General features: G+C 58.9%; 25 protein-coding genes. 8 read left to right on the top strand and 17 right to left on the bottom strand.

Annotated elements, in window-relative coordinates; all coding sequences use genetic code 11:
- The first annotated feature begins 73 nt into the window (after positions 1–73).
- From ydcS to ACZZZ4_RS14060, 5 genes are all read left to right on the top strand, one after another.
- Positions 74–1,225 carry a putative ABC transporter substrate-binding protein YdcS gene (gene ydcS, locus ACZZZ4_RS14080; protein WP_332762735.1) on the top strand — a complete coding sequence of 384 codons (1,152 nt, stop codon included), beginning with the start codon at positions 74–76 and terminating at the stop codon, positions 1,223–1,225.
- A gap of 247 nt (positions 1,226–1,472) precedes the next feature.
- Complete coding sequence (locus ACZZZ4_RS14075; protein WP_463548055.1) at positions 1,473–2,510, top strand: ABC transporter ATP-binding protein; 1,038 nt, start codon at positions 1,473–1,475, stop codon at positions 2,508–2,510.
- A 16-nt stretch (positions 2,511–2,526) separates the two neighbouring features.
- Positions 2,527–3,447 carry an ABC transporter permease gene (locus tag ACZZZ4_RS14070; RefSeq protein WP_463549277.1) on the top strand — a complete coding sequence of 307 codons (921 nt, stop codon included), beginning with the start codon at positions 2,527–2,529 and terminating at the stop codon, positions 3,445–3,447.
- On the top strand, positions 3,437–4,261 hold the full coding sequence (locus ACZZZ4_RS14065) for an ABC transporter permease (RefSeq protein WP_463548054.1): 825 nt from the start codon (positions 3,437–3,439) through the stop codon (positions 4,259–4,261). Before ACZZZ4_RS14070 ends, ACZZZ4_RS14065 begins: the two co-directional genes overlap by 11 nt.
- Before the next feature lie 157 nt (positions 4,262–4,418).
- Positions 4,419–5,843, top strand: coding sequence for a gamma-aminobutyraldehyde dehydrogenase (locus ACZZZ4_RS14060; RefSeq protein ID WP_463548053.1), 1,425 nt, complete (start codon positions 4,419–4,421; stop codon positions 5,841–5,843).
- A 131-nt stretch (positions 5,844–5,974) separates the two neighbouring features.
- On the opposite strand, the gene ACZZZ4_RS14055 is transcribed toward ACZZZ4_RS14060, so the two are convergent.
- A complete protein-coding gene (locus ACZZZ4_RS14055) occupies positions 5,975–6,532 on the bottom strand; it encodes a hypothetical protein (RefSeq protein WP_090281937.1) in 558 nt (185 codons plus the stop codon).
- Between the two features lie 5 nt (positions 6,533–6,537).
- Complete coding sequence (locus tag ACZZZ4_RS14050) at positions 6,538–7,119, bottom strand: ComF family protein (RefSeq protein WP_463548052.1); 582 nt, start codon at positions 7,117–7,119, stop codon at positions 6,538–6,540.
- 483 nt (positions 7,120–7,602) lie between these two features.
- Here ACZZZ4_RS14050 and ACZZZ4_RS14045 point away from each other — a divergent pair, with 483 nt between their 5' ends.
- Positions 7,603–8,097 (top strand): BRO-N domain-containing protein, encoded by a 495-nt coding sequence (locus ACZZZ4_RS14045; protein WP_415763553.1) that lies wholly within the window; start codon positions 7,603–7,605, stop codon positions 8,095–8,097.
- A 170-nt stretch (positions 8,098–8,267) separates the two neighbouring features.
- Here the strand turns inward: ACZZZ4_RS14045 and ACZZZ4_RS14040 are convergent, their stop codons facing one another.
- Positions 8,268–8,453 carry a hypothetical protein gene (locus tag ACZZZ4_RS14040; RefSeq protein ID WP_463548051.1) on the bottom strand — a complete coding sequence of 62 codons (186 nt, stop codon included), beginning with the start codon at positions 8,451–8,453 and terminating at the stop codon, positions 8,268–8,270.
- A 403-nt stretch (positions 8,454–8,856) separates the two neighbouring features.
- Here ACZZZ4_RS14040 and ACZZZ4_RS14035 point away from each other — a divergent pair, with 403 nt between their 5' ends.
- On the top strand, positions 8,857–10,485 hold the full coding sequence (locus ACZZZ4_RS14035; protein WP_071174494.1) for a glucan biosynthesis protein D: 1,629 nt from the start codon (positions 8,857–8,859) through the stop codon (positions 10,483–10,485).
- A gap of 200 nt (positions 10,486–10,685) precedes the next feature.
- Here ACZZZ4_RS14035 and ACZZZ4_RS14030 read toward each other — a convergent pair whose 3' ends face one another.
- The 3 genes from ACZZZ4_RS14030 to ACZZZ4_RS14020 all read right to left on the bottom strand — a co-directional run bounded on the left by ACZZZ4_RS14030 (position 10,686) and on the right by ACZZZ4_RS14020 (position 14,365).
- Complete coding sequence (locus ACZZZ4_RS14030; protein WP_463548050.1) at positions 10,686–11,792, bottom strand: NADH:flavin oxidoreductase/NADH oxidase; 1,107 nt, start codon at positions 11,790–11,792, stop codon at positions 10,686–10,688.
- A 265-nt stretch (positions 11,793–12,057) separates the two neighbouring features.
- Positions 12,058–13,767 carry a single-stranded-DNA-specific exonuclease RecJ gene (gene recJ / locus ACZZZ4_RS14025; RefSeq protein WP_415763555.1) on the bottom strand — a complete coding sequence of 570 codons (1,710 nt, stop codon included), beginning with the start codon at positions 13,765–13,767 and terminating at the stop codon, positions 12,058–12,060.
- 55 nt (positions 13,768–13,822) lie between these two features.
- Positions 13,823–14,365, bottom strand: coding sequence for a YaeQ family protein (locus ACZZZ4_RS14020; protein WP_415763556.1), 543 nt, complete (start codon positions 14,363–14,365; stop codon positions 13,823–13,825).
- A 146-nt stretch (positions 14,366–14,511) separates the two neighbouring features.
- Between ACZZZ4_RS14020 and ACZZZ4_RS14015 the strand changes: the two genes are divergently transcribed.
- Positions 14,512–15,711, top strand: a complete 1,200-nt coding sequence (locus ACZZZ4_RS14015; protein WP_463548049.1) for a CaiB/BaiF CoA transferase family protein — start codon at positions 14,512–14,514, stop codon at positions 15,709–15,711.
- Between the two features lie 222 nt (positions 15,712–15,933).
- Here the strand turns inward: ACZZZ4_RS14015 and ACZZZ4_RS14010 are convergent, their stop codons facing one another.
- The 11 genes from ACZZZ4_RS14010 to rpsP all read right to left on the bottom strand — a co-directional run bounded on the left by ACZZZ4_RS14010 (position 15,934) and on the right by rpsP (position 25,472).
- On the bottom strand, positions 15,934–16,215 hold the full coding sequence (locus ACZZZ4_RS14010; RefSeq protein ID WP_016771530.1) for a DUF3509 domain-containing protein: 282 nt from the start codon (positions 16,213–16,215) through the stop codon (positions 15,934–15,936).
- Positions 16,216–16,377: 162 nt separating this feature from the next.
- On the bottom strand, positions 16,378–16,785 hold the full coding sequence (locus tag ACZZZ4_RS14005) for a response regulator (protein ID WP_415763558.1): 408 nt from the start codon (positions 16,783–16,785) through the stop codon (positions 16,378–16,380).
- A gap of 117 nt (positions 16,786–16,902) precedes the next feature.
- Entirely contained in the window at positions 16,903–18,276 is a 1,374-nt protein-coding gene (locus ACZZZ4_RS14000; protein WP_463548048.1) for a transporter substrate-binding domain-containing protein, read from the bottom strand.
- A gap of 120 nt (positions 18,277–18,396) precedes the next feature.
- Positions 18,397–19,806, bottom strand: a complete 1,410-nt coding sequence (thrC, locus tag ACZZZ4_RS13995) for a threonine synthase (protein WP_463548047.1) — start codon at positions 19,804–19,806, stop codon at positions 18,397–18,399.
- Between the two features lie 104 nt (positions 19,807–19,910).
- The gene (locus ACZZZ4_RS13990; protein WP_039759108.1) at positions 19,911–21,215 is read right to left on the bottom strand and encodes a homoserine dehydrogenase; all 1,305 of its coding nucleotides are present in this window, start codon (positions 21,213–21,215) and stop codon (positions 19,911–19,913) included.
- Between the two features lie 131 nt (positions 21,216–21,346).
- The gene (gene dsbC / locus ACZZZ4_RS13985; protein ID WP_039759111.1) at positions 21,347–22,078 is read right to left on the bottom strand and encodes a bifunctional protein-disulfide isomerase/oxidoreductase DsbC; all 732 of its coding nucleotides are present in this window, start codon (positions 22,076–22,078) and stop codon (positions 21,347–21,349) included.
- A 366-nt stretch (positions 22,079–22,444) separates the two neighbouring features.
- Positions 22,445–23,341, bottom strand: a complete 897-nt coding sequence (gene xerD / locus ACZZZ4_RS13980; RefSeq protein ID WP_415763561.1) for a site-specific tyrosine recombinase XerD — start codon at positions 23,339–23,341, stop codon at positions 22,445–22,447.
- Between the two features lie 186 nt (positions 23,342–23,527).
- Complete coding sequence (gene rplS / locus ACZZZ4_RS13975) at positions 23,528–23,878, bottom strand: 50S ribosomal protein L19 (protein WP_003175895.1); 351 nt, start codon at positions 23,876–23,878, stop codon at positions 23,528–23,530.
- Between the two features lie 45 nt (positions 23,879–23,923).
- Positions 23,924–24,676: a tRNA (guanosine(37)-N1)-methyltransferase TrmD gene (gene trmD, locus ACZZZ4_RS13970; protein WP_038860625.1), complete on the bottom strand. Its 753-nt coding sequence runs from the start codon at positions 24,674–24,676 to the stop codon at positions 23,924–23,926.
- A 2-nt stretch (positions 24,677–24,678) separates the two neighbouring features.
- Positions 24,679–25,215, bottom strand: coding sequence for a ribosome maturation factor RimM (gene rimM, locus ACZZZ4_RS13965; protein ID WP_016771538.1), 537 nt, complete (start codon positions 25,213–25,215; stop codon positions 24,679–24,681).
- A 5-nt stretch (positions 25,216–25,220) separates the two neighbouring features.
- Positions 25,221–25,472 (bottom strand): 30S ribosomal protein S16, encoded by a 252-nt coding sequence (rpsP, locus tag ACZZZ4_RS13960; RefSeq protein ID WP_003185073.1) that lies wholly within the window; start codon positions 25,470–25,472, stop codon positions 25,221–25,223.
- Between the last annotated feature and the right edge of the window lie 236 nt (positions 25,473–25,708).

The raw sequence follows: 25,708 nt of genomic DNA, 5'->3' as shown, positions 1-25,708 counted from the left end.
AACAAGCCGCCCACGGCATGCTGCACCGCGTTCACCACTGCCCCGACCATAATATGAAGAAGAGGGATCAACCATGTTCGTGCACAAGACCGCACTGTTCAGTGCAATCACCACGGCCGTGCTGGCCAGTGCCAGCCTGCAGGCTGCCGAGCCGCTGAAGGCTGTCGGGGCTGGCGAAGGTCAGTTGGATATCGTGGCGTGGCCGGGTTACATCGAGCGTGGCGAGAGCGACAAGGCGTATGACTGGGTGAGCGGTTTCGAGCAGGAAACCGGCTGCAAGGTCAACGTCAAGACCGCCGCGACTTCCGACGAGATGGTCAGCCTGATGGCCAAGGGTGGTTACGATCTGGTCACTGCGTCCGGCGATGCGTCACTGCGGTTGATTGCTGGCAAGCGTGTGCAGCCGATCAACACGGCGTTGATCCCGAACTGGAAGTCCCTCGACCCGCGCCTGAAAGACGCGCCGTGGTACGTGGTCAACCACCAGACTTACGGCACCCCGTATCAATGGGGGCCGAACGTGTTGATGTACAACACCAATGTGTTCAAGACGGCGCCGACCAGTTGGAGTGTGGTGTTTGCCGCGCAGGATCTGCCCGACGGCAAGGCCAACAAGGGACGCGTGCAGGCGTATGACGGCCCGATCTATATCGCCGATGCGGCGCTGTACCTGAAATCGACCAAGCCTGAATTGGGCATCAAGGATCCTTACCAGCTCACCGAAGATCAGTACAAAGCCGTGCTCGATTTGTTGCGCGCGCAGCAGCCGTTGATCCACCGCTACTGGCATGACACCACGGTGCAGATGAGCGATTTCAAAAACGAAGGGGTGGTCGCTTCCGGCGCCTGGCCGTATCAGGTCAATGGTCTGATCAACGAGAAGCAGCCGATCGCCTCGACTATCCCCAAAGAAGGCGCCACGGGCTGGGCCGACACCACCATGCTGCACACCGAGGCCAAGCACCCGAACTGTGCGTACAAGTGGATGGACTGGTCGCTGAAGCCGAAAGTCCAGGGCGATGTGGCGGCGTGGTTCGGTTCGTTGCCGGCGGTGCCAGCAGCGTGCAAGGAAAGCGAGCTGCTCGGTGCTGAGGGCTGCAAGACCAATGGTTTTGATCAGTTCGACAAGATCGCTTTCTGGAAAACCCCACAGGCTGAGGGCGGCAAGTTCGTACCGTATAGCCGCTGGACGCAGGACTACATTGCGATCATGGGCGGGCGCTAATCTCGAGAACGACTCGGTGAAGCTCCCTCTCCCCTCGCCCCGTTGGGGGCGGTCCGACGTTTCGGGAGGGCTGGGGTGAGGGGTGGCTTTTGACGCCTTTGATTTCAGAGCAATGGCAGAAATGGCTGCCCTCACCCCCGCCCTCTCCCGGAGGGAGAGGGAGCTAAAAGCAGAGCGCGTTCGCCGCGATATTTCAGGGTTTCAGGACGCCGCCACGGCAGCCCTCGCCTTTCCGGAGCACCGCACCATGACGCTTGCAGTCCAGTTCACCAACGTTTCCCGGCAGTTCGGTGAAGTGAAGGCCGTTGACCGGGTGTCCATCGATATCGAGGACGGTGAGTTCTTTTCCATGCTCGGCCCTTCCGGCTCGGGCAAGACCACTTGCCTGCGCCTGATCGCCGGTTTCGAGCAACCGAGCGCCGGTTCGATCCGCATTCACGGTGCCGAAGCCGCCGGTTTGCCGCCGTATCAACGCGACGTCAACACGGTTTTCCAGGATTACGCACTGTTCCCGCACATGAACGTGCTCGACAACGTCGCCTACGGTTTGAAGGTCAAAGGCGTGGGTAAAGCCGAGCGCCATCAGCGTGCCGAAGAAGCCTTGGACATGGTCGCCCTCGGCGGCTATGGCTCACGCAAACCGGTGCAGTTGTCTGGCGGTCAGCGCCAGCGTGTCGCCCTCGCCCGCGCCTTGGTCAATCGCCCGCGCGTGCTGTTGCTCGACGAGCCGTTGGGCGCGCTAGACCTTAAATTGCGCGAGCAGATGCAAAGCGAGCTGAAGAAGCTGCAACGTCAGCTCGGCATCACTTTCATCTTCGTCACCCACGATCAGACCGAAGCGCTGTCGATGTCCGATCGCGTCGCGGTGTTCAACAAGGGCCGCATCGAGCAGGTCGACAGTCCGCGCAATCTGTACATGAAACCGAGCACCACGTTTGTCGCCGAATTCGTCGGTACCTCGAATGTGATTCGCGGCGATCTGGCGCGGGAAATCAGCGGCCATCCACAGCCGTTTTCGATTCGCCCGGAACACGTGCGTTTCGCCGAAGGCCCACTCGCCAGCCATGAAATCGAAGTCAGCGGCCTGCTGCACGATATCCAGTATCAGGGCAGCGCCACGCGCTATGAATTGCAGCTGGAAAACGGCCAGACCCTGAGCATCAGCCAGGCCAACAACCAGTGGCTCGACAGCGGCGTACAGCTACAGACTGGCCAGCGTCTGAGCGCACGCTGGGCGCGGGAAGCGATGATCGCGCTGCACGACACCGTGGCCAGCGGGGTATGAAATGAGCTCGCTCGCGATGACTTCGTCGCCACCGATGCGCAGGTTTTCCGACCTGCTCTACCGCAAGCCGAACCTGTATCTGTCGATGTTGCTGGTGCCGCCGCTGCTGTGGTTCGGGGCGATCTATCTGGGCTCGTTGCTGATGCTGTTGTGGCAAGGTTTCTACACCTTCGACGACTTCACCATGGCGGTGACACCGGACCTGACGCTGGCCAATTTTGCCGCGCTGTTTCAGCCCTCGAATTTCGACATCATCCTGCGCACCCTGAGCATGGCCATCGCCGTGTCGATCGCCAGCGCCATCGTCGCGTTCCCGATTGCCTACTACATGGCGCGCTACACCACGGGCAAAACCAAGGCATTTTTCTACATCGCGGTGATGCTGCCGATGTGGGCCAGTTATATCGTCAAGGCCTATGCGTGGACGTTGCTGCTAGCCAAAGGCGGCGTGGCGCAGTGGTTCGTCCAGCATCTGGGGCTGGAGCCGGTGTTGCAATTCATTCTGGGGATTCCCGGGATCGGCGGCAGCACCTTGTCGACCTCGCATCTGGGACGGTTCATGGTGTTTGTCTACATCTGGCTGCCGTTCATGATCCTGCCGATTCAGGCTTCGCTGGAGCGTCTGCCGCCATCGCTGTTGCAGGCCTCGGCCGACCTTGGCGCAAAGCCGCGTCAGACCTTTATGCAAGTGATCCTGCCGCTTTCGATTCCGGGAATTGCCGCAGGCTCGATCTTCACTTTTTCGCTGACGCTGGGCGACTTCATCGTGCCGCAACTGGTCGGGCCACCGGGCTACTTTGTCGGCAGCATGGTGTACGCGCAGCAAGGTGCGATTGGCAACATGCCGATGGCCGCGGCGTTCACCCTGGTGCCGATCGTGCTAATCGCGGTTTACCTGTCCATCGTCAAACGACTGGGGGCTTTCGATGCACTTTGACGCTTCAGCACAAGGGCGTGCGTCTTTGGGTTTAAAAATCGCAGCCTGGGGCGGGCTGGTGTTTTTGCACTTTCCGATCCTGATCATCTTCCTCTACGCCTTCAACACCGAGGAGGCCGCGTTCAGTTTTCCGCCGAAGGGCTTTACCCTGCACTGGTTCAGCGTGGCGTTTTCCCGGCCGGATGTACTGGAAGCCATCAAGCTGTCATTGCAGATCGCAGCCATCGCCACGTTGATCGCCATGGTGCTCGGCACACTCGCCTCGGCCGCGTTGTACCGGCGCGATTTCTTCGGCAAGCAAGGCATATCGCTGATGCTGATTTTGCCGATCGCGTTGCCGGGGATCATCACCGGGATCGCCTTGCTGGCGACGTTCAAGTCGCTGGGCATCGAGCCGGGGATGTTCACCATCATCGTCGGCCACGCGACCTTCTGCGTGGTGATCGTCTACAACAACGTTATCGCCCGCCTGCGCCGCACTTCACACAGTCTGATCGAAGCGTCGATGGATCTCGGCGCCGACGGCTGGCAGACCTTCCGCTACATCATTCTGCCGAACCTCGGCTCAGCGCTGCTGGCGGGTGGCATGCTGGCGTTTGCGCTGTCGTTCGATGAAATCATCGTTACCACGTTTACCGCCGGGCATGAGCGCACGCTGCCGTTGTGGCTGCTCAACCAGTTGAGCCGGCCACGGGATGTGCCGGTGACCAACGTCGTGGCGATGCTGGTGATGATGGTCACCATGCTGCCGATTCTCGGGGCGTATTACCTGACGCGCGGGGGCGAGAGTGTTGCCGGTAGCGGCGGAAAATGAATAGCTGACAGACCACACACAACCCCTGTGGGAGCGAGCCTGCTCGCGAAGCGGCCGTCACACCTAGCATTGATGTCGTCTGACACAACGCCTTCGCGAGCAGGCTCGCTCCCACAGTTTTCGAAGCGGTTTCGGCAGAACAATAGAGGACACAGATATGCAAACCCGACTCTTGATCAACGGCCAACTGGTCAACGGCGAAGGCCCTGCGCAACCAGTGCTCAACCCGGCGCGGGGCGATGTGCTGGTGGACATCAACGAAGCCAGCGAAGCCCAGGTCGATGCCGCCGTGCGCGCCGCCGACAACGCTTTTGCCGAGTGGTCGCAAACCGCGCCGAAGGATCGCTCGCTGTTGCTGCTCAAACTCGCCGACGCCATCGAAACCCATGGCGAGGAACTGGCGAAACTGGAATCCGACAATTGCGGCAAACCCTACAGCGCCGCGCTCAACGACGAGATCCCGGCGATTGCCGATGTGTTCCGTTTCTTCGCCGGCGCCAGCCGTTGCATGAGTGGTTCGGCCGCTGGCGAATATTTGCCCGGTCACACTTCGATGATCCGTCGCGATCCGGTCGGAGTGATCGCCTCCATCGCGCCGTGGAATTACCCGCTGATGATGGTCGCCTGGAAAATCGCCCCGGCGCTGGCCGCCGGTAATACTGTGGTGCTCAAGCCGTCGGAACAAACCCCGTTGACGGCGTTGCGTCTGGCCGAACTGGCGTCGGACATATTCCCGGCCGGTGTACTCAATCTGGTGTTCGGCCGGGGCGCTACCGTCGGCAGTCCACTGGTCAGCCATCCGAAAGTGCGCATGGTGTCGCTGACCGGTTCGATCGCCACCGGGTCGAACATCATTTCCAGCACCGCCGACAGCGTTAAGCGCATGCACATGGAACTGGGCGGCAAGGCACCGGTGATCATCTTCGACGATGCCGACATCGACGCGGCGGTGGAAGGCATTCGTACCTTCGGTTTTTACAACGCCGGGCAGGACTGCACCGCTGCCTGCCGGATCTACGCGCAGCAAGGGATTTACGACAAATTCGTCGAAAAACTCGGCGCGGCGGTCAGCACGATCAAATACGGCGTGCTGGATGATCCCTCCACCGAGATGGGCCCGCTGATCACCGCACAACACCGCGACCGCGTCGCCGCTTTCGTCGAGCGCGCCGTGGCGCAGCCGCACATCCGGTTGATCACCGGCGGCAAGGCTGTCGAAGGCAATGGGTTCTTCTTTGAACCCACGGTGCTGGCCGACGCGCAGCAGGATGACGAAATCGTCCGCCGTGAAGTGTTCGGTCCAGTGGTTTCGGTGACCAAATTTACCGATGAAGCACAAGCGCTTGAGTGGGCCAACGACTCCGACTACGGCCTCGCCTCCTCCATCTGGACCGCCGACACAGGGCGTTCGCATCGCCTGTCAGCGCGGCTGCAGTACGGCTGCACCTGGGTCAACACGCACTTCATGCTCGTCAGCGAAATGCCACATGGAGGTCAGAAAATGTCCGGGTACGGCAAGGATATGTCGATGTTCGGGCTGGAGGACTACACCACGGTTCGGCATGTGATGTTCAGGCACTGAGGTCAACAACTACCTACGATCGGCACTTCTCTGTGAGAGAGAGCCTGTTCGCGAAGAACTCGGTTTGGCTCAACGCCCTATTTGAGCCCTCACAGACAGGCTGCCGAGGGTCAGAAAGCCAAGAACAATCATTAGAAGGAAAGCTCCGCCTGATCATGTTTCAGTAAGGAAATACGATCAAACAAACGGATTTTTTCGTTGGCTTTTTGCCTGGCGTGATCGGACATGACTGCAATCAACTCCTCGAGCTGACTGACGTCCCCGACCACTTTGAACTGCTTTTCCTTGTTGACGAATACCAGCGACTTCTTTTTTCTCGACAACAGTTCAATAACGTTGCTGAGCGTACCGGTACTCTTGGCATCCCATATCATTAGCCCGTAATCAGCCGCTTCGGCCATGACCAGGTCTTTTTCGGTGAAAAAGGCTCTCGATCCCTTGGAATGTTTTGAGACCACGGTCCTGGCGGGCCACCGCCCAAGATTGTTCCTCGGTACCGAACCGCTGCAAAAGACCGTTGTTCTGGATCCTTCGAGGCTCAGTAGGTACTCCTGAATCGAGGTGTCTGCGCCACCCGCATCACCCACTACCACCTCAAACTCGGACGCCACGATATTACTGATGCGCTCCTTTACCTTGGGATCAAGGTTCTTGATATTGATAGAGCCGGCAATAAATACAGTCGTCATTGAGTTCACTTCCAGGTTAGCGCTGCGACGTAAATTTTCCCCACCTTCGGATATTTACGCAAAACAGCGCAGGCCGCGTCCATCGACGCGCCGCTATCAAACAAATCATCTACAACCAAAACATTCCAGCGCCCATCGGTGGTGATTTCATCATTGACGCTGAAACTGTCTCCAATCGCGGCAACCTTGTCGGCTTTGGAATGCAAATCCTTGAGCGACTTCCCTGTGTTCGCTTTCCGAAGCAAATCCGAGAAAACCGGCCGCCCGATAATTCGTCCTAACGCCAGAGCGACCTCAGTAACAGGTTGTCGCTGACGAATCTTTGAAGCAGGCATAGGCACCACGAAACCTACCTGATCCAGTTTTGGAAAAACATTTGTCGCAACGGCTTGGGCAAGTGGGCTGACCTGCGTCCAATCCTTCTGGTATTTGAGCTGGTAGGTCGCCTCGCCAACTTCAGTGCGCTGATTATCGAAGCATGGATGTCCGCGTTCATCGTTGCCAAGAAAGGTACTACTTACCATGTGTTTGTCCAGCACCCAACCCTGATCCCAAGGGCCGTTGATCTGTCTGAGGGAAACCTTCATTGAACTCTCCGTTAGTCATGGAAATCCTTCGAGCCTGAAACGAGGGCCCAGCACCGGCAGCGGTGCGCAAGATTTCCACAAATAACGGAAAAAACACTGCTCAGGGATAGCCTCGCTGGCGAGGGCGTAAAAACAGGCATTTCCTACAGATGCAGCCTTCCTGAAAAAGCTCAATTTCCTACGCTGTGCGGCGAAAGAGTAGACTTGTCGCCGCAAGTGCCTGACCGATAGGCTTTACCCGTCGCTGCAAACTCAGCGACCCGGGGTCGAAGCCGGAAACTGTCAAAACGGTGCTTGCATGCCCTCCATTGAACTGCTGATTGTTCACAACTTCAGTTCTGCTTTATGGCGGGCCGTGTGGCGCGGGCCTTCCGGCTTTACCGTTTCGACAGGAAGTAACCCGACTTCGAACGCCATTCGGCTCGCCACCCAATTTTTCGAAGAATTGGTGGCGGCTTTCCAACTCGAAACGGAAGTCACTACATGTCTACGCAAATCCAGAATGCTCCGTCGACGCACTTCACCCCCACCATCTTCACCCGCCACGACCGCTTCCTTCATGCTTTTATGCAGGAACACGAGATATGGTTCTGTGTTCAGGACCTTGGGCGCCTGATGGGTTACCACCTCAACGAACGTCTCACCCTGAAACTCGATCCCGACCAGCGTCGCAATGTGCTATTGCGAAAGAACGGCGAAATCGTCGATTGCGCGATGGTCAGCGAGTCTGGGCTGTTCGCCCTGCTCATCCATCACTTCGTCCCGGAAAACCGTCACCTGCGCCAATGGTTGAGCCATGAAGTCATTCCGATGCTGCGCGAAGTGCAATCGAATCCTGTGGACAATCAACCGAGCCTCAGTTCGATGCACTGGGCAGGCGTCACCGTGCCATTGCTGCACTGGCAACAGCAGGCGTGGGTCAAATGGCGTGATGTACCGGACTTGATGCACGGCCAGCAACCGTATCCGGTCCGCTAAACCAGAAGGCCTTGTAGCGAGGAAGCTTTCGCCCTCGCTACAAGGCCAGCCTGTAAACCTTCTAGCCAGTTGAATGGCCATCGATATAGGCCTCGCCGATGCCGACGCGAGTGGCTGACTGATCTGGCCGCCGTAAAAGCCAAATGGCTTTCACGGCTCCCGCCCCAGCTTTAAAACCGCGAAACACTCCGCATCGCATCCACCAGATACCTCATCGCAATCCGGTCATTCTCGGAAAGCTCCCGGTAACGCTCCACCAGCTTCAACTCTTCCGAACTGAGCCGGCGTCTTCTGCGCCCGCCGCCCAAGCAAGGAAAAATGCCCAACATTTCGGTGATGCCTTGTATTTTTGCCATGGACGATGTCCTTCTCTATTGAGTCAAGAAACTGCTGAACCTCACATCGCCCTGCCTCTTCGAGCAGCGTCGTGTGCCCCGCCGGCACGAAGGCTTGTATCCGGTCTTGCCCATAGAATAGGAATTAAATCGGCGTTGAAAAGTGGTTTTTAGAGTAATTAATCGAAAAAAGCAGATATGCCCTCTAAATCAGAGAGCCCTGTCAGAAAAATTACAGACATGTCTTGTTTCATTGCCAGATGACGCAACGCAAACAAGCCTTTTTGCCCGACAATCGAACCGATTAAGCTAGCGGGCATCTGTTTATAGTCCGTTGCGTTTGGCCGAAGGCATGACCGAACCGTAATTTCCGATCCGACAGGTGCCAGGAACGGCGCTGGATTGCACACGACAGGTTGTATTTATGCACCGCAGGAATTTGCTCAAAGCGTCCATGGCCATTGCGGCCTATACCGGTCTTTCCGCGTCGGGTCTGTTGGCCGCTCGCGCCTGGGCGGCCAATGGTGGCGCCGCCGATGGCGAGGCCCAGGCCTTCGATTTCGAAGCGTTGAAGCGTCAGGCCAAGCAGCTCGCCGGCAATGCCTACCAGGATACGAAACAGGTGTTGCCGCCAACCCTGGCAACCATGACTCCGCAGAATTTCAACGCGATCCGCTACGACGGCGAGCATTCGTTGTGGAAGGAAAATAAAGGTCAGCTGGACGTGCAGTTCTTCCATGTCGGCATGGGTTTTCGCCAGCCGGTGCGCATGTACAGCGTTGATCCGAAGACGCGCATGGCGCGCGAGGTGCATTTCCGCCCGGCGCTGTTCAATTATGAGAACACTTCGGTCGACACCCAGCAGCTCAAGGGCGACCTGGGTTTTGCCGGCTTCAAGCTGTTCAAGGCACCGGAGCTGGATCGGCATGACGTGGTGTCGTTTCTCGGCGCCAGCTATTTCCGTGCGGTCGATGCTACTGGCCAATATGGCCTCTCCGCGCGCGGCCTGGCCATTGATACCTACGCGAAGAAGCGCGAAGAGTTTCCCGACTTCACCAAGTTCTGGTTCGAGACGCCTGACAAGAACGCCACACGTTTTGTGGTCTACGCCCTGCTCGACTCGCCGAGCGCGACCGGCGCCTATCGCTTCGACATCGATTGCCAGGCCGAGCGCGTGGTGATGGAAATCGACGCGCACATCAATGCTCGTACCACCATCGAACAACTCGGCGTGGCGCCAATGACCAGCATGTTCAGCTGCGGCACCCACGAACGGCGCATGTGCGACACCATTCACCCGCAGATTCACGACTCCGACCGACTGGCAATGTGGCGTGGCAATGGCGAGTGGATCTGCCGTCCGTTGAACAACCCGGCGACGCTGCAATTCAACGCATTTGCCGACAAGGACCCGAAGGGTTTCGGACTGGTGCAGACCGACCACGAATTCGCCAACTATCAGGACACTGTCGATTGGTACAGCAAGCGCCCGAGCCTGTGGGTAGAACCGACAACCGCCTGGGGCGAAGGCTCGATCGATCTGCTGGAAATTCCTACGACCGGCGAGACGCTGGATAACATCGTCGCGTTCTGGACGCCGAAGAAACCCGTGGCTGCCGGTGATTCGCTGAACTACGGGTACAAGCTGTACTGGAGCGCGCTGCCACCGGTCGGCACGCCACTGGCGCGAGTGCACGCGACGCGTTCGGGCATGGGCGGCTTCACCGAGGGTTGGGCGCCGGGTGAACACTACCCGCCAGTCTGGGCGCGCCGTTTTGCCGTGGACTTCACCGGCGGCGGCCTCGAGCGCCTGCCGCAGGGCACCGGGATCGAGCCGGTGATTACCTGTTCCAACGGCAAGGTGCAGGACTTCAGCGTGCTGGTGCTGGATGACATCAAGGGTTATCGGATCCTGTTCGACTGGTACCCGACCAATGACAGCGTAGAGCCAGTGGAATTGCGCCTGTTCATTCGTACCAACGACCGCACCTTAAGTGAGACCTGGTTGTACCAGTACTTCCCGCCAGCGCCGGACAAGCGCAAATACCCTTGAAGATTTGAGGCGCCTGCGCGGACCTCATCGCTGGCAAGCCAGCTCCCACAATGAATGGTGTCGAGCATAAATTTCGCGTACGCCACCAAACCTGTGGGAGCTGGCTTGCCAACGATGGCGCCAGCACGGCAACAAAGACAACCAGACGAAAAAAGCCCCGGCCATCACTGACCGGGGCTTTTTGCTTTATCTCGACTGACTCAATCACGCAAATCCGATTCATGAATCGGCTGATCCCGATGGGTCGCCCGCTGATACTGCGCCGGCCACACCGCTTTGCGTCCACCCAGATCGTCATCGGCATGCAACGGCCAGTACGGATCACGCAGCAGTTCGCGGGCAAGGAAAATGATATCGGCCTGACAGGTACGCAGAATGTGCTCGGCCTGGGCAGGCTCGGTAATCATGCCGACAGTGCCGGTGGCGATGCCTGACTCTTTGCGTACACGCTCGGCGAAACGCGTCTGATAACCGGGTCCGACCGGAATTTCTGCGTTTGCAGCTGTCCCTCCTGAAGACACATCAATGAGATCGGCGCCCAGCGTGTGAAGGCGACGCGCCAGCTCCACGGTCTCATCCGGATTCCAGCCGTCTTCAACCCAATCGGTTGCCGAGACGCGGACAAACACCGGCAATTCCTCTGGCCACACCGCCCTCACCGCTTCGGTGACTTGCAGCACCAGGCGGATGCGGTTTTCGAACGAACCACCGTATTGATCGCGGCGTTGATTGCTCAGCGGCGAAAGAAACTGATGCAGCAGATAGCCGTGCGCGGCATGCACCTCGACCACGCTGAACCCCGCCGTCAGCGCGCGTTTGGCCGCGTCGACAAAGGCCTGAATCACCTCGGCGATCTGCCCTTCATCGAGCTGTTTCGGCTGGGTATGTTGCGGATCGAAAGCAATCGGTGATGGCCCGACCGGGGTCCAGCCGCCATCCTCGGGTTTGACGCTGCCATGCTTTCCGATCCACGGCCGGTGGGTGCTGGCCTTGCGCCCGGCGTGGGCCAGTTGAATACCAGCGACCGCACCCCGGGCGGTGATGAAGCGAGTGATGCGTTGCAGCGGTTCGATCTGTTCGTCGTTCCACAGACCGAGGTCTTCGGCGGTGATGCGCCCGTCGGCGGTAACTGCCGTGGCTTCGGTGAAAACCAGACCGGCACCGCCCACCGCGCGGCTGCCCAAGTGCACCAGATGCCAGTCGTTGGCCAGGCCGTCGACGCTGGAGTACTGGCACATCGGCGACACGGCGATGCGGTTGGGCAGGGTCAGTTGGCGAAGAGTAAAGGGTTCAAGCAGCAGACTCATGGGGCACCTCTCGAATCAGTGGGCAGGCTCCAGGGTTCTGTTTGAAAAGTCGACGAGTGACAGAAAAAGGGTGCAGCACCCGCCCCCGCGGGCAAAAATTCGACAAGACGTCACAAGGCCAATCAAGCAGTGCTTAGAGCCTAGTCGACAACCGGGAATGACGGAGGGTTCAGAGTAATTCAGTGTGTGAAAGGACACTTTCGCGAGCAGGCTCGCTCCCACAAGACTGCACCGTATTGTGGGAGCGAGCCTGCTCGCGAATGGCTTAACGCGGTTCGATATGAGCAATCATCAGCTGCACAGTCTCGTTGCCGCGAAACTCGTTAACGTCGAGCTTGTAAGCCAGTTCCACCCATTGAATCGTCGGGTTCGGCCATACATCGCGATCAATGCCAAACGCGATGCCATCGAGCTTCACCGAGCCGCATTCGCTTTTCAGCACCACTTTCAAATGCCGTTCGCCAACCACGCGCTGCTCGACCAACTGGAACACGCCATGAAACAGCGGCTCGGGGAAATGCTGCCCCCATGGCCCGGCGTGACGCAAGGCGCGGGCCAGTTCGAGGTGAAACTCTTCGACGGCCAGCGTGCCGTCCGACAACATGCGCCCGGTGAGGTCTTCTTCGCGAAGTTGCCTACGTACTTCAGCGTCAAATGCCTCGGCGAACAAGGGAAAATTTTCCTGCGCCAAGGTCAGACCAGCGGCCATCGCGTGGCCACCGTACTTGGCGATCAGGTTCGGATGCTGCGCCGCGACCACGCTCAGCGCATCGCGAATATGGAAGCCCTGCACCGAGCGTCCGGAGCCCTTGAGCAAGCCGTCACCGGCATCGGCGAAAGCAATGGTCGGGCGGAAATAGCGCTCTTTCATCCGCGAGGCGAGGATACCGATCACGCCCTGATGCCACTCCGGATCGAACAGGCACAGACCGAACGGCATCGACTCGACCGGCAGATCCTTGAGCTGTGCCAGCGCTTCACGTTGCATGCCCTGCTCGATGGATTTGCGATCCTGGTTCATGCCGTCCAGTTGCGCAGCCATTTCCCGCGCCAGATTGGCGTCGGCGGTGAGCAGGCATTCGATGCCCAGGCTCATGTCGTCCAGACGTCCGGCGGCGTTCAAGCGCGGGCCGACGATGAAACCCAGGTCGGTGGAAGTGATCCGCGCAGCCTCTCGCTTGGCGACTTCGAGGATCGCCTTGATGCCCGGACGCGCCCGGCCGGCACGAATCCGCTCCAGCCCTTGATGCACGAGAATGCGGTTGTTGGCATCCAGCGGCACCACGTCGGCGACGCTGCCCAGCGCCACCAGGTCGAGCAGTTCGCCGATGTTCGGTTGCGGTTTGCTCTCGTACCAGCCAAGGCTGCGCAGTCGCGCGCGCAAGGCCATCAACACATAAAAAATCACCCCGACGCCGGCCAGCGCCTTGCTCGGAAACTCGCAGCCCGGCTGGTTCGGATTGACCAGCGCATCGGCCTGCGGCAGTTCATCGCCGGGCAAGTGGTGGTCGGTGATCAACACCTTCAGTCCGGCACGCTTGGCCGCCGCAACGCCTTCGACGCTGGAGATGCCGTTGTCGACGGTGATCAATAGTTGCGGTTCACGGGTCAGCGCGACTTCGACGATTTCCGGCGTCAGGCCATAGCCGTATTCGAAACGGTTCGGCACCAAGTAATCGACATGCGCCGCGCCCAGCAGGCGCAAACCGAGCACACCGACGGTGCTGGCGGTGGCGCCGTCCGCGTCGAAGTCGCCGACGATCAAAATGCGCTGGCGTTGCTCCAGTGCCGTCACCAGCAGGTCGACCGCCGCATCGATGCCTTTGAGCTGCTGGAACGGGATCAAGCGCGCCAGACTTTTGTCCAACTCCGCTTCCGATTGCACGCCCCGCGCCGCGTACAAGCGGGTCAGCAGTGGCGGCAGATCACCGAGGAAAGGCAGCGTGGCAGGCAGTTGACGAGGTTCGATACGCATGGGGCGAAGGAGGCTTCTCTTTGATTCGTGGGAAAATATCAGCGGTGTCGCGACCTCAGCCGCGCTCACCTTGCAGCCATTGCAACTGGACTTCGTGCTGACCGCGGTCGTCGGTGACGAAGATCGTGCCTTCGCTGATCATCACGTCCCACTTGATGACGCGGGGCATGTCCTTGGCCAAGGTCTCCAGCACTTCCGGCGGAACGGCGGCGATGTTGACGTTTTTCAGGTTCTTGATCGCCGGGATCACCTTGGTTTCCCAGACACGCAGGCTGCCGTAGGCCAGCAGACTGGTGCGTTCGGTGCGGCGCGAGCACCAGGTCAGGCGATCGGCATCCGGCTGGCCGACTTCGATCCAGTGCAGGACACGGTCGTCCAGGCTCTTTTCCCACAAGGCCGGTTCATCCACGTCTGACAGACCACGGCCGAACGACAGCTGCTCGTTGTACCAGAGCGCGTAGGCCAGCAGCCGCACAGTCATGCGTTCTTCGGTTTCCGAAGGATGACGGGCGATGGTCTGCTTGACGCTCTCGTAGACGCTGCGGTCGAGGTCGGTGAGGTTCAGTTCGAATTTGTAGGTAGTGGACGGCTGGGCCATGAACGGGCTTCTTGATACGAGGAAAGTCGGCAAGTCTAACCGATGCCACAGGCAATCATCGAATTGATGGCGATCGAGCTGCGGCGTCTGACAGCCGGCTATGTTAAAACCCTGTCTCCGTTCAGCCTTGTCCTACAGGATTTCGCATGCCGTTCACCAGCAAACCGCTCTCGGGTCTGAAAGTCATTGAATTGGGTACGCTGATCGCCGGGCCGTTTGCCTCGCGCATTTGCGGCGAATTCGGCGCCGAAGTGATCAAGATCGAATCGCCGGACGGCGGCGATCCCCTGCGCAAGTGGCGCAAGTTGTACGAAGGCACCTCGTTGTGGTGGTTTGTCCAGGCGCGCAACAAGAAGTCGCTGACCCTCAATCTCAAACACCCTGACGGTTTGGCGATCCTGAAAAAGCTGCTCAGTGAAGCCGACATCCTTATCGAAAACTTCCGACCCGGCGTACTGGAAAAACTCGGCCTGAGCTGGGAGACCCTGCACGCACTGAATCCGAAACTGGTGATGGTGCGTCTGTCCGGTTTCGGTCAGACCGGGCCGATGAAAGACCAGCCAGGTTTTGGCGCGGTCGGCGAATCCATGGGCGGTCTGCGTTACATCACCGGCTTCGAAGACCGGCCACCGGTGCGCACCGGGATCTCCATCGGCGATTCGATTGCCGCGCTGTGGGGCGTGATCGGTGCATTGATGGCGCTGCGTCATCGCGAGGTCAACGGCGGACTGGGCCAAGTAGTCGACGTTGCGCTCTACGAAGCCATTTTCGCGATGATGGAAAGCATGGTGCCGGAGTTCGACGTCTTCGGTTTCATCCGCGAGCGCAGCGGCAACATCATGCCGGGCATCACGCCCTCTTCGATCCACACCAGCGCCGACGGCAAGCATGTGCAGATCGGTGCCAATGGCGATGCGATCTTCAAACGCTTCATGCTCGTGATTGGCCGTGAAGATCTGGCCAACGACCCGGTGCTGGCCAGTAATGACGGCCGCGACGGTCGCCGCGACGAGTTGTATGGCGTGATCGATCGCTGGGTCAATTCCCTACCGCTGCAGACTGTTCTCGACTTGCTCAACCAGGCCGACGTACCGGTCAGCCGGATCTTTAGCGCCGAGGACATGTTCAACGATCCGCAATACCTGGCGCGGGAAATGTTCCTGCATGCCAAGCTGCCGGACGGCAAGGACTTCAAGATGCCCGGCATCGTGCCGAAGCTGTCGGAAACGCCGGGGGCCTCCGAGTGGGTCGGACCGCAGCTTGGCGAACACAATGCGCAGGTGCTTGGCGATCTGGGCTACGACGCGGCGCAAATCACTCGGCTGCGTGAAGACGGGGCCATCTGAGCACCGCCGGGCGCTTCGGTTTTTCGAGCAACAAGCCGCGCACTGCGCAAACGCCGGGCAAAAGAAACCCCGAGAAGTGGGGAGACGACTCGGGGTTAAACGGGGTCTGCTTCGAGACCCGTAGCAGCAAGCGACAAGCACCGGAGCACAATGCTTGATCCTGCTGCTATGGGGTCTGACTGACAGGGATGCAGGAAGGTTCCCACAAAAAATATTTCATCTTTACAGAGCCGGACGCTTGTCCAGAGCCGCATTGCGCAACGCCGCAATGACGCAGGGTTCCAGCCGCCCTTCGGCGATCATCACGTCGCGGTGCAGGCCGTCCACCACGTCGGTCAGCAAGCGCTTGTCGCTCAACTGGGCCTGATTGAATTCGCGTTCCACCACAATGGCGCCGCTGCTGTTCTTCAGCGTCACCAGACATTCACCATGGCTGCCGCGAGGGGTCAGCGTCACCTGATACGGGCTCAGAGCCTCACCGAGCAATAGACTGATACTTTCCATCTCGATCTCCACTCAATAGTCCGAAAACACAGTGCCTGGGGCGTGTTCACATTAAATGACCACCGGCCCGAGAAGAAAGTTCTGCCTGTCGCGCCCCAATCTCATGGGCCTGCGTCTGACAGAGCATGCACGGCGAAGATGACAGAAAAATAACCGCCGGTTTCAGACCTCGACGAGTTCCTGTGGTGTGATCAGATAGCTGTCCAGCAGCCCCCTCATCAACACTGCCGAGACCGGCGTCTGCAGACGCCCCAGCAGACGCAGACGTTGCTGGCGGAGCACCGGTTCCAGATCACTCAACAGGCTCTGCGCGACAGACCCCAGCAGAATCAGCGCGCGCGCCTCATGGTGGGCGGCCAAATGGTGAATCAGGGCCAGGCCATCGCCACCCTTGAGTTGCGGATCGCAAATGGCGATATCTACCGCACCGCGGTGCCCCAGGGAACACAGCGCTGACGCAAGCGAAGGCGCGGTCAAGACGTCGTAGATGCCGATGGCATTGAGCATTTGATGCAATGCCATCAGTTGGAACGGGTTGGGTTCAAGAATCAGGACTTTAAGCGAGCGCATGGGCGACCTCTGGAGCGATCATCGCGGACTCTCACCGCAGTTGTCGTCCACTCTAGGGCAGGCGTCTTAAGCCTCCCATCAGAAAAGTAGTCGCGTCTTGCAGGACATTTCCCTTCTTTATTGCAGACATCGGCAGCCGCTCTCGGTCCGGCGCTGGGTGATGTCGGTCCAGCCGCCCAACAAGCCGCGCAACTTGCCGTCGCCGCTGTAAAAAGGCACGGTCCACTGATAGACCTCTCGAGGCCCGCCATTGAATAGCAACTGGCGCTTGCTGAAGCGCGACTTGCGGGTCTGCAGCTGCGCGATGAATTCGTCGTGCAGCATCCGCGCGGTGGCTTCGGGAAATGCGTCAACCTCGATCAGCAAACGCCCCTGCATCTGATCCAGGCGCACCGACAGCGCTTCTTCGTAACTGCGGTTGCAGATGATCAGACGCCCCTGCAAATCGCGTACGAATACAGGGTCTGGCATGGAATCGATCAGAGCATGCTGAAAGGCCAGTTGATCACCCAGCTCCTTTTCCGCTTCACAGCGCAACTTGATCACCGCCGCCAGGCGTCTGTTCCATACCAACGACAGTATTCCGAACACACCGATCACCCCCATCGCCCAGCATGCCCACTCGACCAGCCGCTCCAAGAGGGACGGCACCGGTGGCGGCGAGATGCCTTCAAGCCATTTGAGACGGATCGCCCGCAACTCGGCAGCCGGGAAAGCTTCCAGCGCCTTGTTGAGAATACTCAGCAGCTGCGGCATGCCTTTTCGCACAGCCAGATGATCGGCTTCCCACTTGCCTTCTACCAGTCCGCCGACCTTGAGCATGCCCAACGGATAAAGCTGCGCGCCGATTTCGTTTTCGATGGTCGCATAGGCTTCACCGCTTTCCACCAACGCTCGCGCTTCGGCGTAGGTCTTCACCGAACGAATTTGAATCGACGGGTAATCGCGCCGAATCACGTCCTCCAGAGCATGGCGGGCGGGTAACACCACAACGCGCTTGGCCAGCTGTTCGAAAGACTCCACCCTTGGGGTGTTGGCATGTCCGACAAAAACCCAGCCGGCACCTCCGAAAGCATGACTGAAATCCAGAAAGGTCTTGCGATCATCACTCATGGCCAATGTCGTACTGATGTCCGCGACCCCGCTTTGCAGACGTTCAAGCATATGATCGGTGGAGAACGACTCCTGATGCTCGAATTGCAGGCCCGTCATTGCACTGACGCGTTTGAGCACATCGTTGTTCAGGCCGCTCCATTGGCCGTGTTCGTCCTGAAACAGGTACAGCGGATATTGCACCGATGCAACCGTCACTCTGGGGTTGTCGCGGATCCACTGCCGCTCTTGCGCATCCAGCTCGACAGCCGCCACGTTGACCGCCGCATTGGCCTGATCGCGTGCCATCTGCGCCGCCACGCCGCTGTGCATCCATCCCAGCACCGCCAACAAAAACAACCAGCCCAGTGCCGGTTTCAAACCTCTGTAAAACAGCATTGCCATTTCCTTCGTGATCGACTCACCCGTCCTTCGTGGGTGAAAACCCGAGCAGTGTGGCAGCAGAAACAAAAAAGCCCGTCAGGAGACGGGCTTCAAAATGTGACAGCTTTTACTGGCTTAGAGTGGCTTGCCGCGGTTGCCGTGCTGACTGACAAAGGCTTGCACGGCTTTCAGGTCGTTTGGCAGCACGGTGCAGCGCTCGTTTCGCTCAAACAAATCAGAAAGATGTGCAGGTAGTTCGAGCGCTTTTCCTACACCCGCTTTCTCCACTGCCTCGGGAAACTTGACCGGATGGGCAGTACCCAGAATCACCATCGGAATGTCCAGACTGCGACGGCACTCGCGCGCAGCCTTCACGCCGATGGCAGTGTGCGGATCAAGGACTTCACCGCTCTGCTCGTAGACGTCGGCGATGGTTTCGCAGGTCTGCGCATCGTCCACCGCCAGCGAGTCGAACAGCTTGCGCGCTTCGGTCCAGCGCTCTTGTTCCACGCTGAAGCTGCCATCCTTTTTGAACGAGTCCATCAAACCGGCAATCGCCGCACCGTTGCGACCGTGCAGGTCGAACAGCAGACGCTCGAAGTTCGACGAGACCATGATGTCCATCGACGGCGACAGCGTTGCGTGCAGGGTTTCCTTGACGTACTGATTGCCGCTCATGAAGCGGTGCAGGATGTCGTTGCGATTGGTCGCCACGATCAACTGGTTGATCGGCAGGCCCATGTTGCGCGCCAGGTAACCGGCGAAGATGTCGCCGAAGTTGCCGGTCGGCACCGAGAACGACACCGAGCGCGCCGGACCGCCCAACTGCAGCGCGGCATGGAAGTAGTAAACGATCTGGGCCATGATCCGCGCCCAATTGATCGAGTTCACCGCCACCAGACGCGTGCCTTTGAGGAAGCTCTGGTCGGCAAAGCTGTTCTTGACCATTTCCTGGCAGTCGTCGAAGTTGCCTTCGATGGCGATGTTGTGGATGTTCTCGCCGAAGATCGTCGTCATTTGCCGACGCTGTACTTCCGACACACGCTGGTACGGGTGAAGGATGAAGATGTCGACGTTTTCGCAATGCTTGCAGCCTTCGATGGCCGCCGAACCGGTATCACCGGAGGTGGCACCGACAATCACCACGCGCTCGCCGCGCTTTTCCAGCACGTAATCGAGCAGACGGCCGAGCAGTTGCAGGGCGAAGTCCTTGAACGCCAGCGTCGGGCCGTGGAACAGTTCCAGCACCCATTCATTACCGTTCAACTGACGCAATGGCGCCACGGCGCTGTGCGCGAACACGCCGTAGGTTTCTTCGAGGATCTTCTTGAAATCGGCATCCGGAATGCTGCCGGTAACGAACGGGCGCATCACCCGGAACGCCAGTTCGTAATACGGCAGGCCGGCCCAGGAAGCGATCTCTTCCTGAGTGAAACGTGGCAGATTTTCCGGGACGTACAGACCGCCGTCGGTCGCCAGACCAGCCAGCAGGACCTCTTCGAAATTAAGGGCCGGGGCCTGGCCGCGAGTACTGATATAACGCATAGGGGCAAACCTTTGGTTTGAGCTGCAAGCCTCAAGCTGCAAGCTGCAAGTCGAAGCCGAACCGCTTCGTCTTGCCGCTTGTAACTTGCCGCTTGCCGCTGCTTTTAGTTCAAATGTTCGACACGGATCCGTACAACCGGGCCGTCGACGCCAGCCAGTGCTTCCAGCGCGGTGATCGCATCGTTGATACGCTGCTCGACCACGCGGTGGGTCAGCAGGATCATCGGCACGAGGCCGTCATGCTCTTCGACTTCCTTCTGCATGATCGATTCGATATTGATGCCGCGCTCCGACAGGATGCTCGCCACCTGAGCCAGTACGCCCGGATGATCCTTGGCGTGAATGCGCAGGTAGTAAGCGCTTTCGCAGGCTTCGATCGGCAGGATCGGATGCGCCGACAGCGAGTCCGGCTGGAAGGCCAGGTGCGGCACACGGTTTTCCGGGTCGGAAGTCATCGCGCGGACGACGTCGACCAGGTCGGCGATCACCGACGAAGCGGTCGGCTCCATGCCAGCGCCGGCACCGTAGAACAGCGTCGAACCGGCGGCGTCACCGTTGACCATCACTGCGTTCATCACGCCGTTGACGTTGGCGATCAGGCGATCGGCCGGAATCAGCGTCGGGTGCACGCGCAACTCGATGCCGGCGTCAGTGCTGCGCGCCACACCGAGGTGCTTGATGCGATAGCCCAGCGCTTCGGCGTAGTTGACGTCGGCAGTGGTCAGCTTGGTGATGCCTTCGGTGTATGCCTTGTCGAATTGCAGCGGAATGCCGAAGGCAATCGACGCCAGAATGGTCAGCTTGTGCGCGGCATCGATGCCTTCGACGTCGAAGGTCGGGTCGGCTTCGGCATAACCCAGTGCCTGCGCTTCGGCGAGCACGTCTTCAAACGTACGGCCCTTCTCGCGCATTTCGGTGAGGATGAAGTTGCCGGTGCCGTTGATGATCCCGGCAACCCAGTTGATGCGGTTGGCGGACAGGCCTTCGCGGATCGCCTTGATCACCGGAATGCCACCGGCCACCGCTGCTTCGAACGCCACGATCACGCCTTTCTCGCGTGCCCTGGCGAAAATCTCATTACCGTGAACGGCTATCAGCGCCTTGTTCGCGGTGACCACATGCTTGCCATTCTCGATGGCCTTGAGTACCAGCTCGCGGGCAACGGTGTAGCCGCCCATCAGCTCTATGACGATGTCGATCTCAGGGTTCGTGGCCACTTCGAAGACATCGTTGGTAATCGCAATACCGGTCGTCTGGAACTGAGGCTTTGGCGTGCGCGTGGCAATTTGTGCCACTTCGATTCCACGCCCGGCACGACGAGCAATTTCCTCGGCGTTGCGCTGAAGTACGTTGAAGGTACCGCCACCGACGGTCCCTAACCCACAGATGCCTACTTTGACCGGATTCACTGTGAACTCCCCATGAAACGGCCGACACAGGGTCGGCCGGAAAACAACCGCGTGCTCGCGGCTCTCTGTTGATGGCCCGGCGCTGTTACTGCCGGACCACGATCGTCAACGGTTGCCCGTGACGATGCGAATTACTTCGCGCCAAGCGCCAGTTTGGCGACTTGTGGCGCCGGCTGGTAGCCCGGAATGACCTGGCCGTCAGCCAAAACGATGGCCGGTGTACCGTTCACGCCGATCGACTGACCGAGGGCGAATTGCCTGGAAACCGGGTTATCGCACTTGGCGGCCTTGATTTCCTTGCCATCGACCATTTTGTCCATGGCGGCTTTCTTGTCCTTGGAGCACCACACCGCTTGCAGCTGCTCGTCACCCGGCGAATTCAGGCCCTGGCGCGGGAACGCCACGTAGCGCACTTCGATGCCGCGCTTGTTCAGCTCGGGCACTTCGGCATGCAGTTTGTGGCAGTACGGGCAGGTGGTGTCGGTGAACACGGTGATATGCGATTTGGTCTCGCCCACGGCCGGGTAGACCACGGTTTCGGCCACCGGGATGGCATTGATCAGTTTGGAAATGCCCAGGCGTTCGGTCTTTTCGGTCAGGTTGACCGGTTTGCCATTCGCGAGCTGATACAGGTTGCCCTGCACGATGTACTGGCCATCGGCGCTGGCGTACAGCACGCGGCTGCCTTTGAGTTTGACTTCGTACATGCCAGGCAGCGGGCTGGCACTGATGCTTTCGACCGGAACCTCGAGTTCGAGTTTTTCCAGGCTTTGACGAATGGCTTTGTCAGCCGCGTCGTCGGCGACGGCAAAGGTGCTTACCAACGCAATGGCGGCGGCAGCGAAAATCTGGGTCAGACGCATGAGTACTCCTGAGGGCGGGCGTATGGAACGATCAGAACGCCCGTGCGAAACACCGGGTCATAACCGTCCATCGTGCAAACCGGCAAAGCCTAACACATAAGGCCGCGAGGGCCGAATGCGCCTGTCGCCACACACTCATGTGCAACTGACACATCTTCATGCTTGTACAACTGACCCACAACCACATGTGGCTGACACACATTATTGTGGCGAGGGGATTTATCCCCGCTGGGTTGCGAAGCAGCCCTAAACCATCCACCGCGATCTTCCAGTCAAAATCGAGCCAGCCGGGTTTGCGACTGCTGCGCAGCCGAACGGGGATAAATCCCCTCGGCACAGGTCAGTGTTTCAACATTATGGGATGTGTCAGCCGCGTGGGTGGTGTTTGGCGTGCAGATCCTGCAACCGCGCGCGGGCGACGTGGGTATAGATTTGGGTGGTGGACAGGTCGCTGTGGCCGAGCAACATCTGCACCACGCGCAGGTCCGCGCCGTGGTTGAGCAGGTGCGTAGCGAACGCGTGGCGCAAGGTGTGCGGCGACAGCGACTTGCTGATCCCGGCGACCCTGGCCTGGTGCTTGATGCGGTGCCAGAACGTTTGGCGGGTCATTTGTTCGCCGCGCTGGCTGGGGAACAGCACATCGCTGGGACGGCCACCGAGCAACTCATTGCGACCATCACGCATATAACGCTCAACCCAGACAATCGCCTCCTCGCCCATCGGCACCAGGCGCTCCTTGCTGCCCTTGCCCATCACCCGCAATACACCCTGGCGCAAGTTGACCTGCTCCAGCGTCAGGCTGATCAGTTCGGTCACGCGCAGACCGCAGGCATACAGCACTTCCAGCATCGCCCGGTCGCGCTGGCCGATGGCCTCGCTCAGGTCCGGCGCCTTGAGCAGCGCTTCGACATCGGCTTCCGACAGCGATTTGGGCAATGGCCGGCCGAGTTGCGGCATGTCGACGCGCAACGTCGGGTCGACGCTGATCAGTTTTTCTCGCAACAGATAGCGATAAAAACCACGTACCCCGGAGAGAAATCTCGCGGTGGAGCGCGGCTTGTAGTTTTGCTCCAGGCGCCACGCCAGGTGATCAAGGATCAACTCGCGGCCGGCATTGATCAGTTCGAGATTTTTCTCCTGCAACCAGCCGTTGAACAGCGCGAGGTCGCTGCGATAGGCGTCGCGAGTATTATCGGAGAGACCTTTTTCCAGCCATAAAGCGTCGAGAAATTGATCAATCAGCGGATGGTCGATGGCAGACATGGATGCTCAGGGCAGGGCTTTTCGCGCTGCGTGCAATTGGACAGTAAAGGGGCGTCAGTCTTTCATAGCCGGCCAGATCAAGAAACAGGCAGCTCCAATGAACGAGGCATTTAAGATGGATCCGGTAAATCGCAGGCAACAAAAAAGCAGCCCGTAGGCTGCTTTTTTCTGCATCGGAAGCTGGGCTTAAGCCAGTTTTTCCTTGATGCGTGCTGCTTTACCCGACAGGTCGCGCAGGTAGTACAGCTTGGCTTTACGTACGTCACCGCGACGTTTAACAGCCATGCTGTCGATCTGCGGGGAGTAGGTCTGGAAAGTACGTTCTACGCCAACACCGTTGGAGATTTTACGAACGGTGAACGCACTGTTCACGCCGCGGTTACGCTTGGCGATTACAACGCCTTCGAACGCTTGCAGACGGGAACGATCGCCTTCCTTCACTTTCACCTGAACGACAATAGTGTCGCCTGGGGCGAAGGTAGGGATTTCTTTGGTCATCTGCTCTGCTTCGAGTGCAAGGATGATTTTGTTGGTCATGCTGTGCTCCTAAGGTAAATCGTTCGATCTACCATCGATACGTTGTTAACTATCGTCCCGCTCGCGGATGTATTCCTCGAGCAGCTTCTTCTCTTCTCCAGAAAGCGAGCGGCTTTCCAGAAGATCGGCGCGTCGTTCATAGGTCCGACCAAGGGACTGCTGTAAACGCCAACGCCGGATATGCGCGTGATTGCCACTCAGCAACACGTCGGGAACACGCTGATCCGCATACACCTCCGGTCGGGTGTAGTGCGGGCAATCCAGCAGACCATCCGTAAAGGAATCTTCCTCAGCGGAATCCGCATGCCCTAAAGCTCCAGGCAGCAGTCGTGTAACCGCATCGATCAGGACCATGGCCGGCAGCTCGCCGCCAGACAGTACATAGTCGCCAATCGACCACTCTTCATCGACATGAGCCTCAATAAAGCGCTCGTCAATGCCTTCGTAGCGGCCGGCAATCAGGATCAATGCATCCGATTGTGCCAGCTCGCGTACCGCCGACTGAGTCAGTTGACGGCCTTGGGGGGACAGGTAAATCACCTTCGCCGCCTCCCCGGCTGCTGCCTTGGCCTGAGCCAGTGCATCTTCCAGGGGCTTGATCTTCATCACCATGCCCGGACCACCGCCAAACGGGCGATCGTCCACAGTGTGATGCCGATCCGTCGTGTAATCTCGCGGATTCCAACAGGTCAGCTGCAAGAGCCCCTGTTTGACCGCACGACTGGTGATGCCGTAATCGCCAATGGCGGAAAACATCTCGGGAAACAAACTGATCACTTCTACGCGCAAATTAGCCACGTCTAGAAGTCCGCGTCCCAATCCACCTTCATCTCGCCCGCTTCCAGGTCGACGGCCAACACGCATTGCTCCGTATAGGGCAACAGGCGTTCGCGATCATCCAGGCTGCCAGCGCAAGGCTTGACGACCATTACATCATTGGCGCCGGTTTCCAGAAGATGATCGATTTTCCCGAGCAGTTGCCCAAGGGTGTCGATGACCTTCAGACCTTCCAGCTGGTACCAGTAGTACTCGCCTTCGGTCAATTCAGCGAACAGGTTGCGCGGCACGCAGATCTCATAACCGGCCAGAAGACGAGCTTCTTCACGATCATCGAGACCCTTGAGCTTGGCGACCAGGAACTTGTCGCTCCCGCGTCCACTGACCAGCTCGACCTGTTTGACATTGCCTTCGCGCTTGAGCGTCCAGGTTTTGTACTGCAACAGGTTTTCAGTCGGATCAGTAAAGGAATAAACCTTCACTTCGCCGCGAACGCCATGAACAGAATAGATTTTGCCAATAACGATCAAATCATCGGCAGGGGCTGGCGTCGCGTTCATATTGCTCAGGCCGCAGCCTTGGCAGATTCCTTCAACAACTGAGCAACACGCTCAGAAGGTTGTGCACCAACGCTCAGCCAGTAGGCAACGCGCTCTTGGTTCACGGACAGACGAATTTCCTGACCACGGGCAACAGGGTTGAAGAAACCAACCTGTTCTTTGTGGGAGCCGTCACGCGGGTTACGCGAGTCGGTTACGGTCAGGTGGTAAAACGGGCGCTTTTTGGAGCCGCCAAGGGCAAGACGGATTGTTAGCATGTGAACATCGTTCCTGTAGTCGGTGCTGCAAATCTAAATGCACAGCGGGCATGGGTGCCCGAAAGGCCGCATATTCTAAGGAATATCCGGACTTTTGCAAATGACTTTTTCCGGCGCCCATGGCATGCCGTGCAGATTTGCATAGAGAGCCGTCGATAAAAACGGCCAGTCAGCTCCCGCCGAGTGCGGGTTTGCTGTTGATCCTGCGTCCTTGCAGGGTCTGCGCCGGTGCGACG

It is taken from the genome of Pseudomonas sp. AC252 (assembly GCF_979258105.1).
This window is presented reverse-complemented; position numbering and strand designations above follow the sequence as displayed.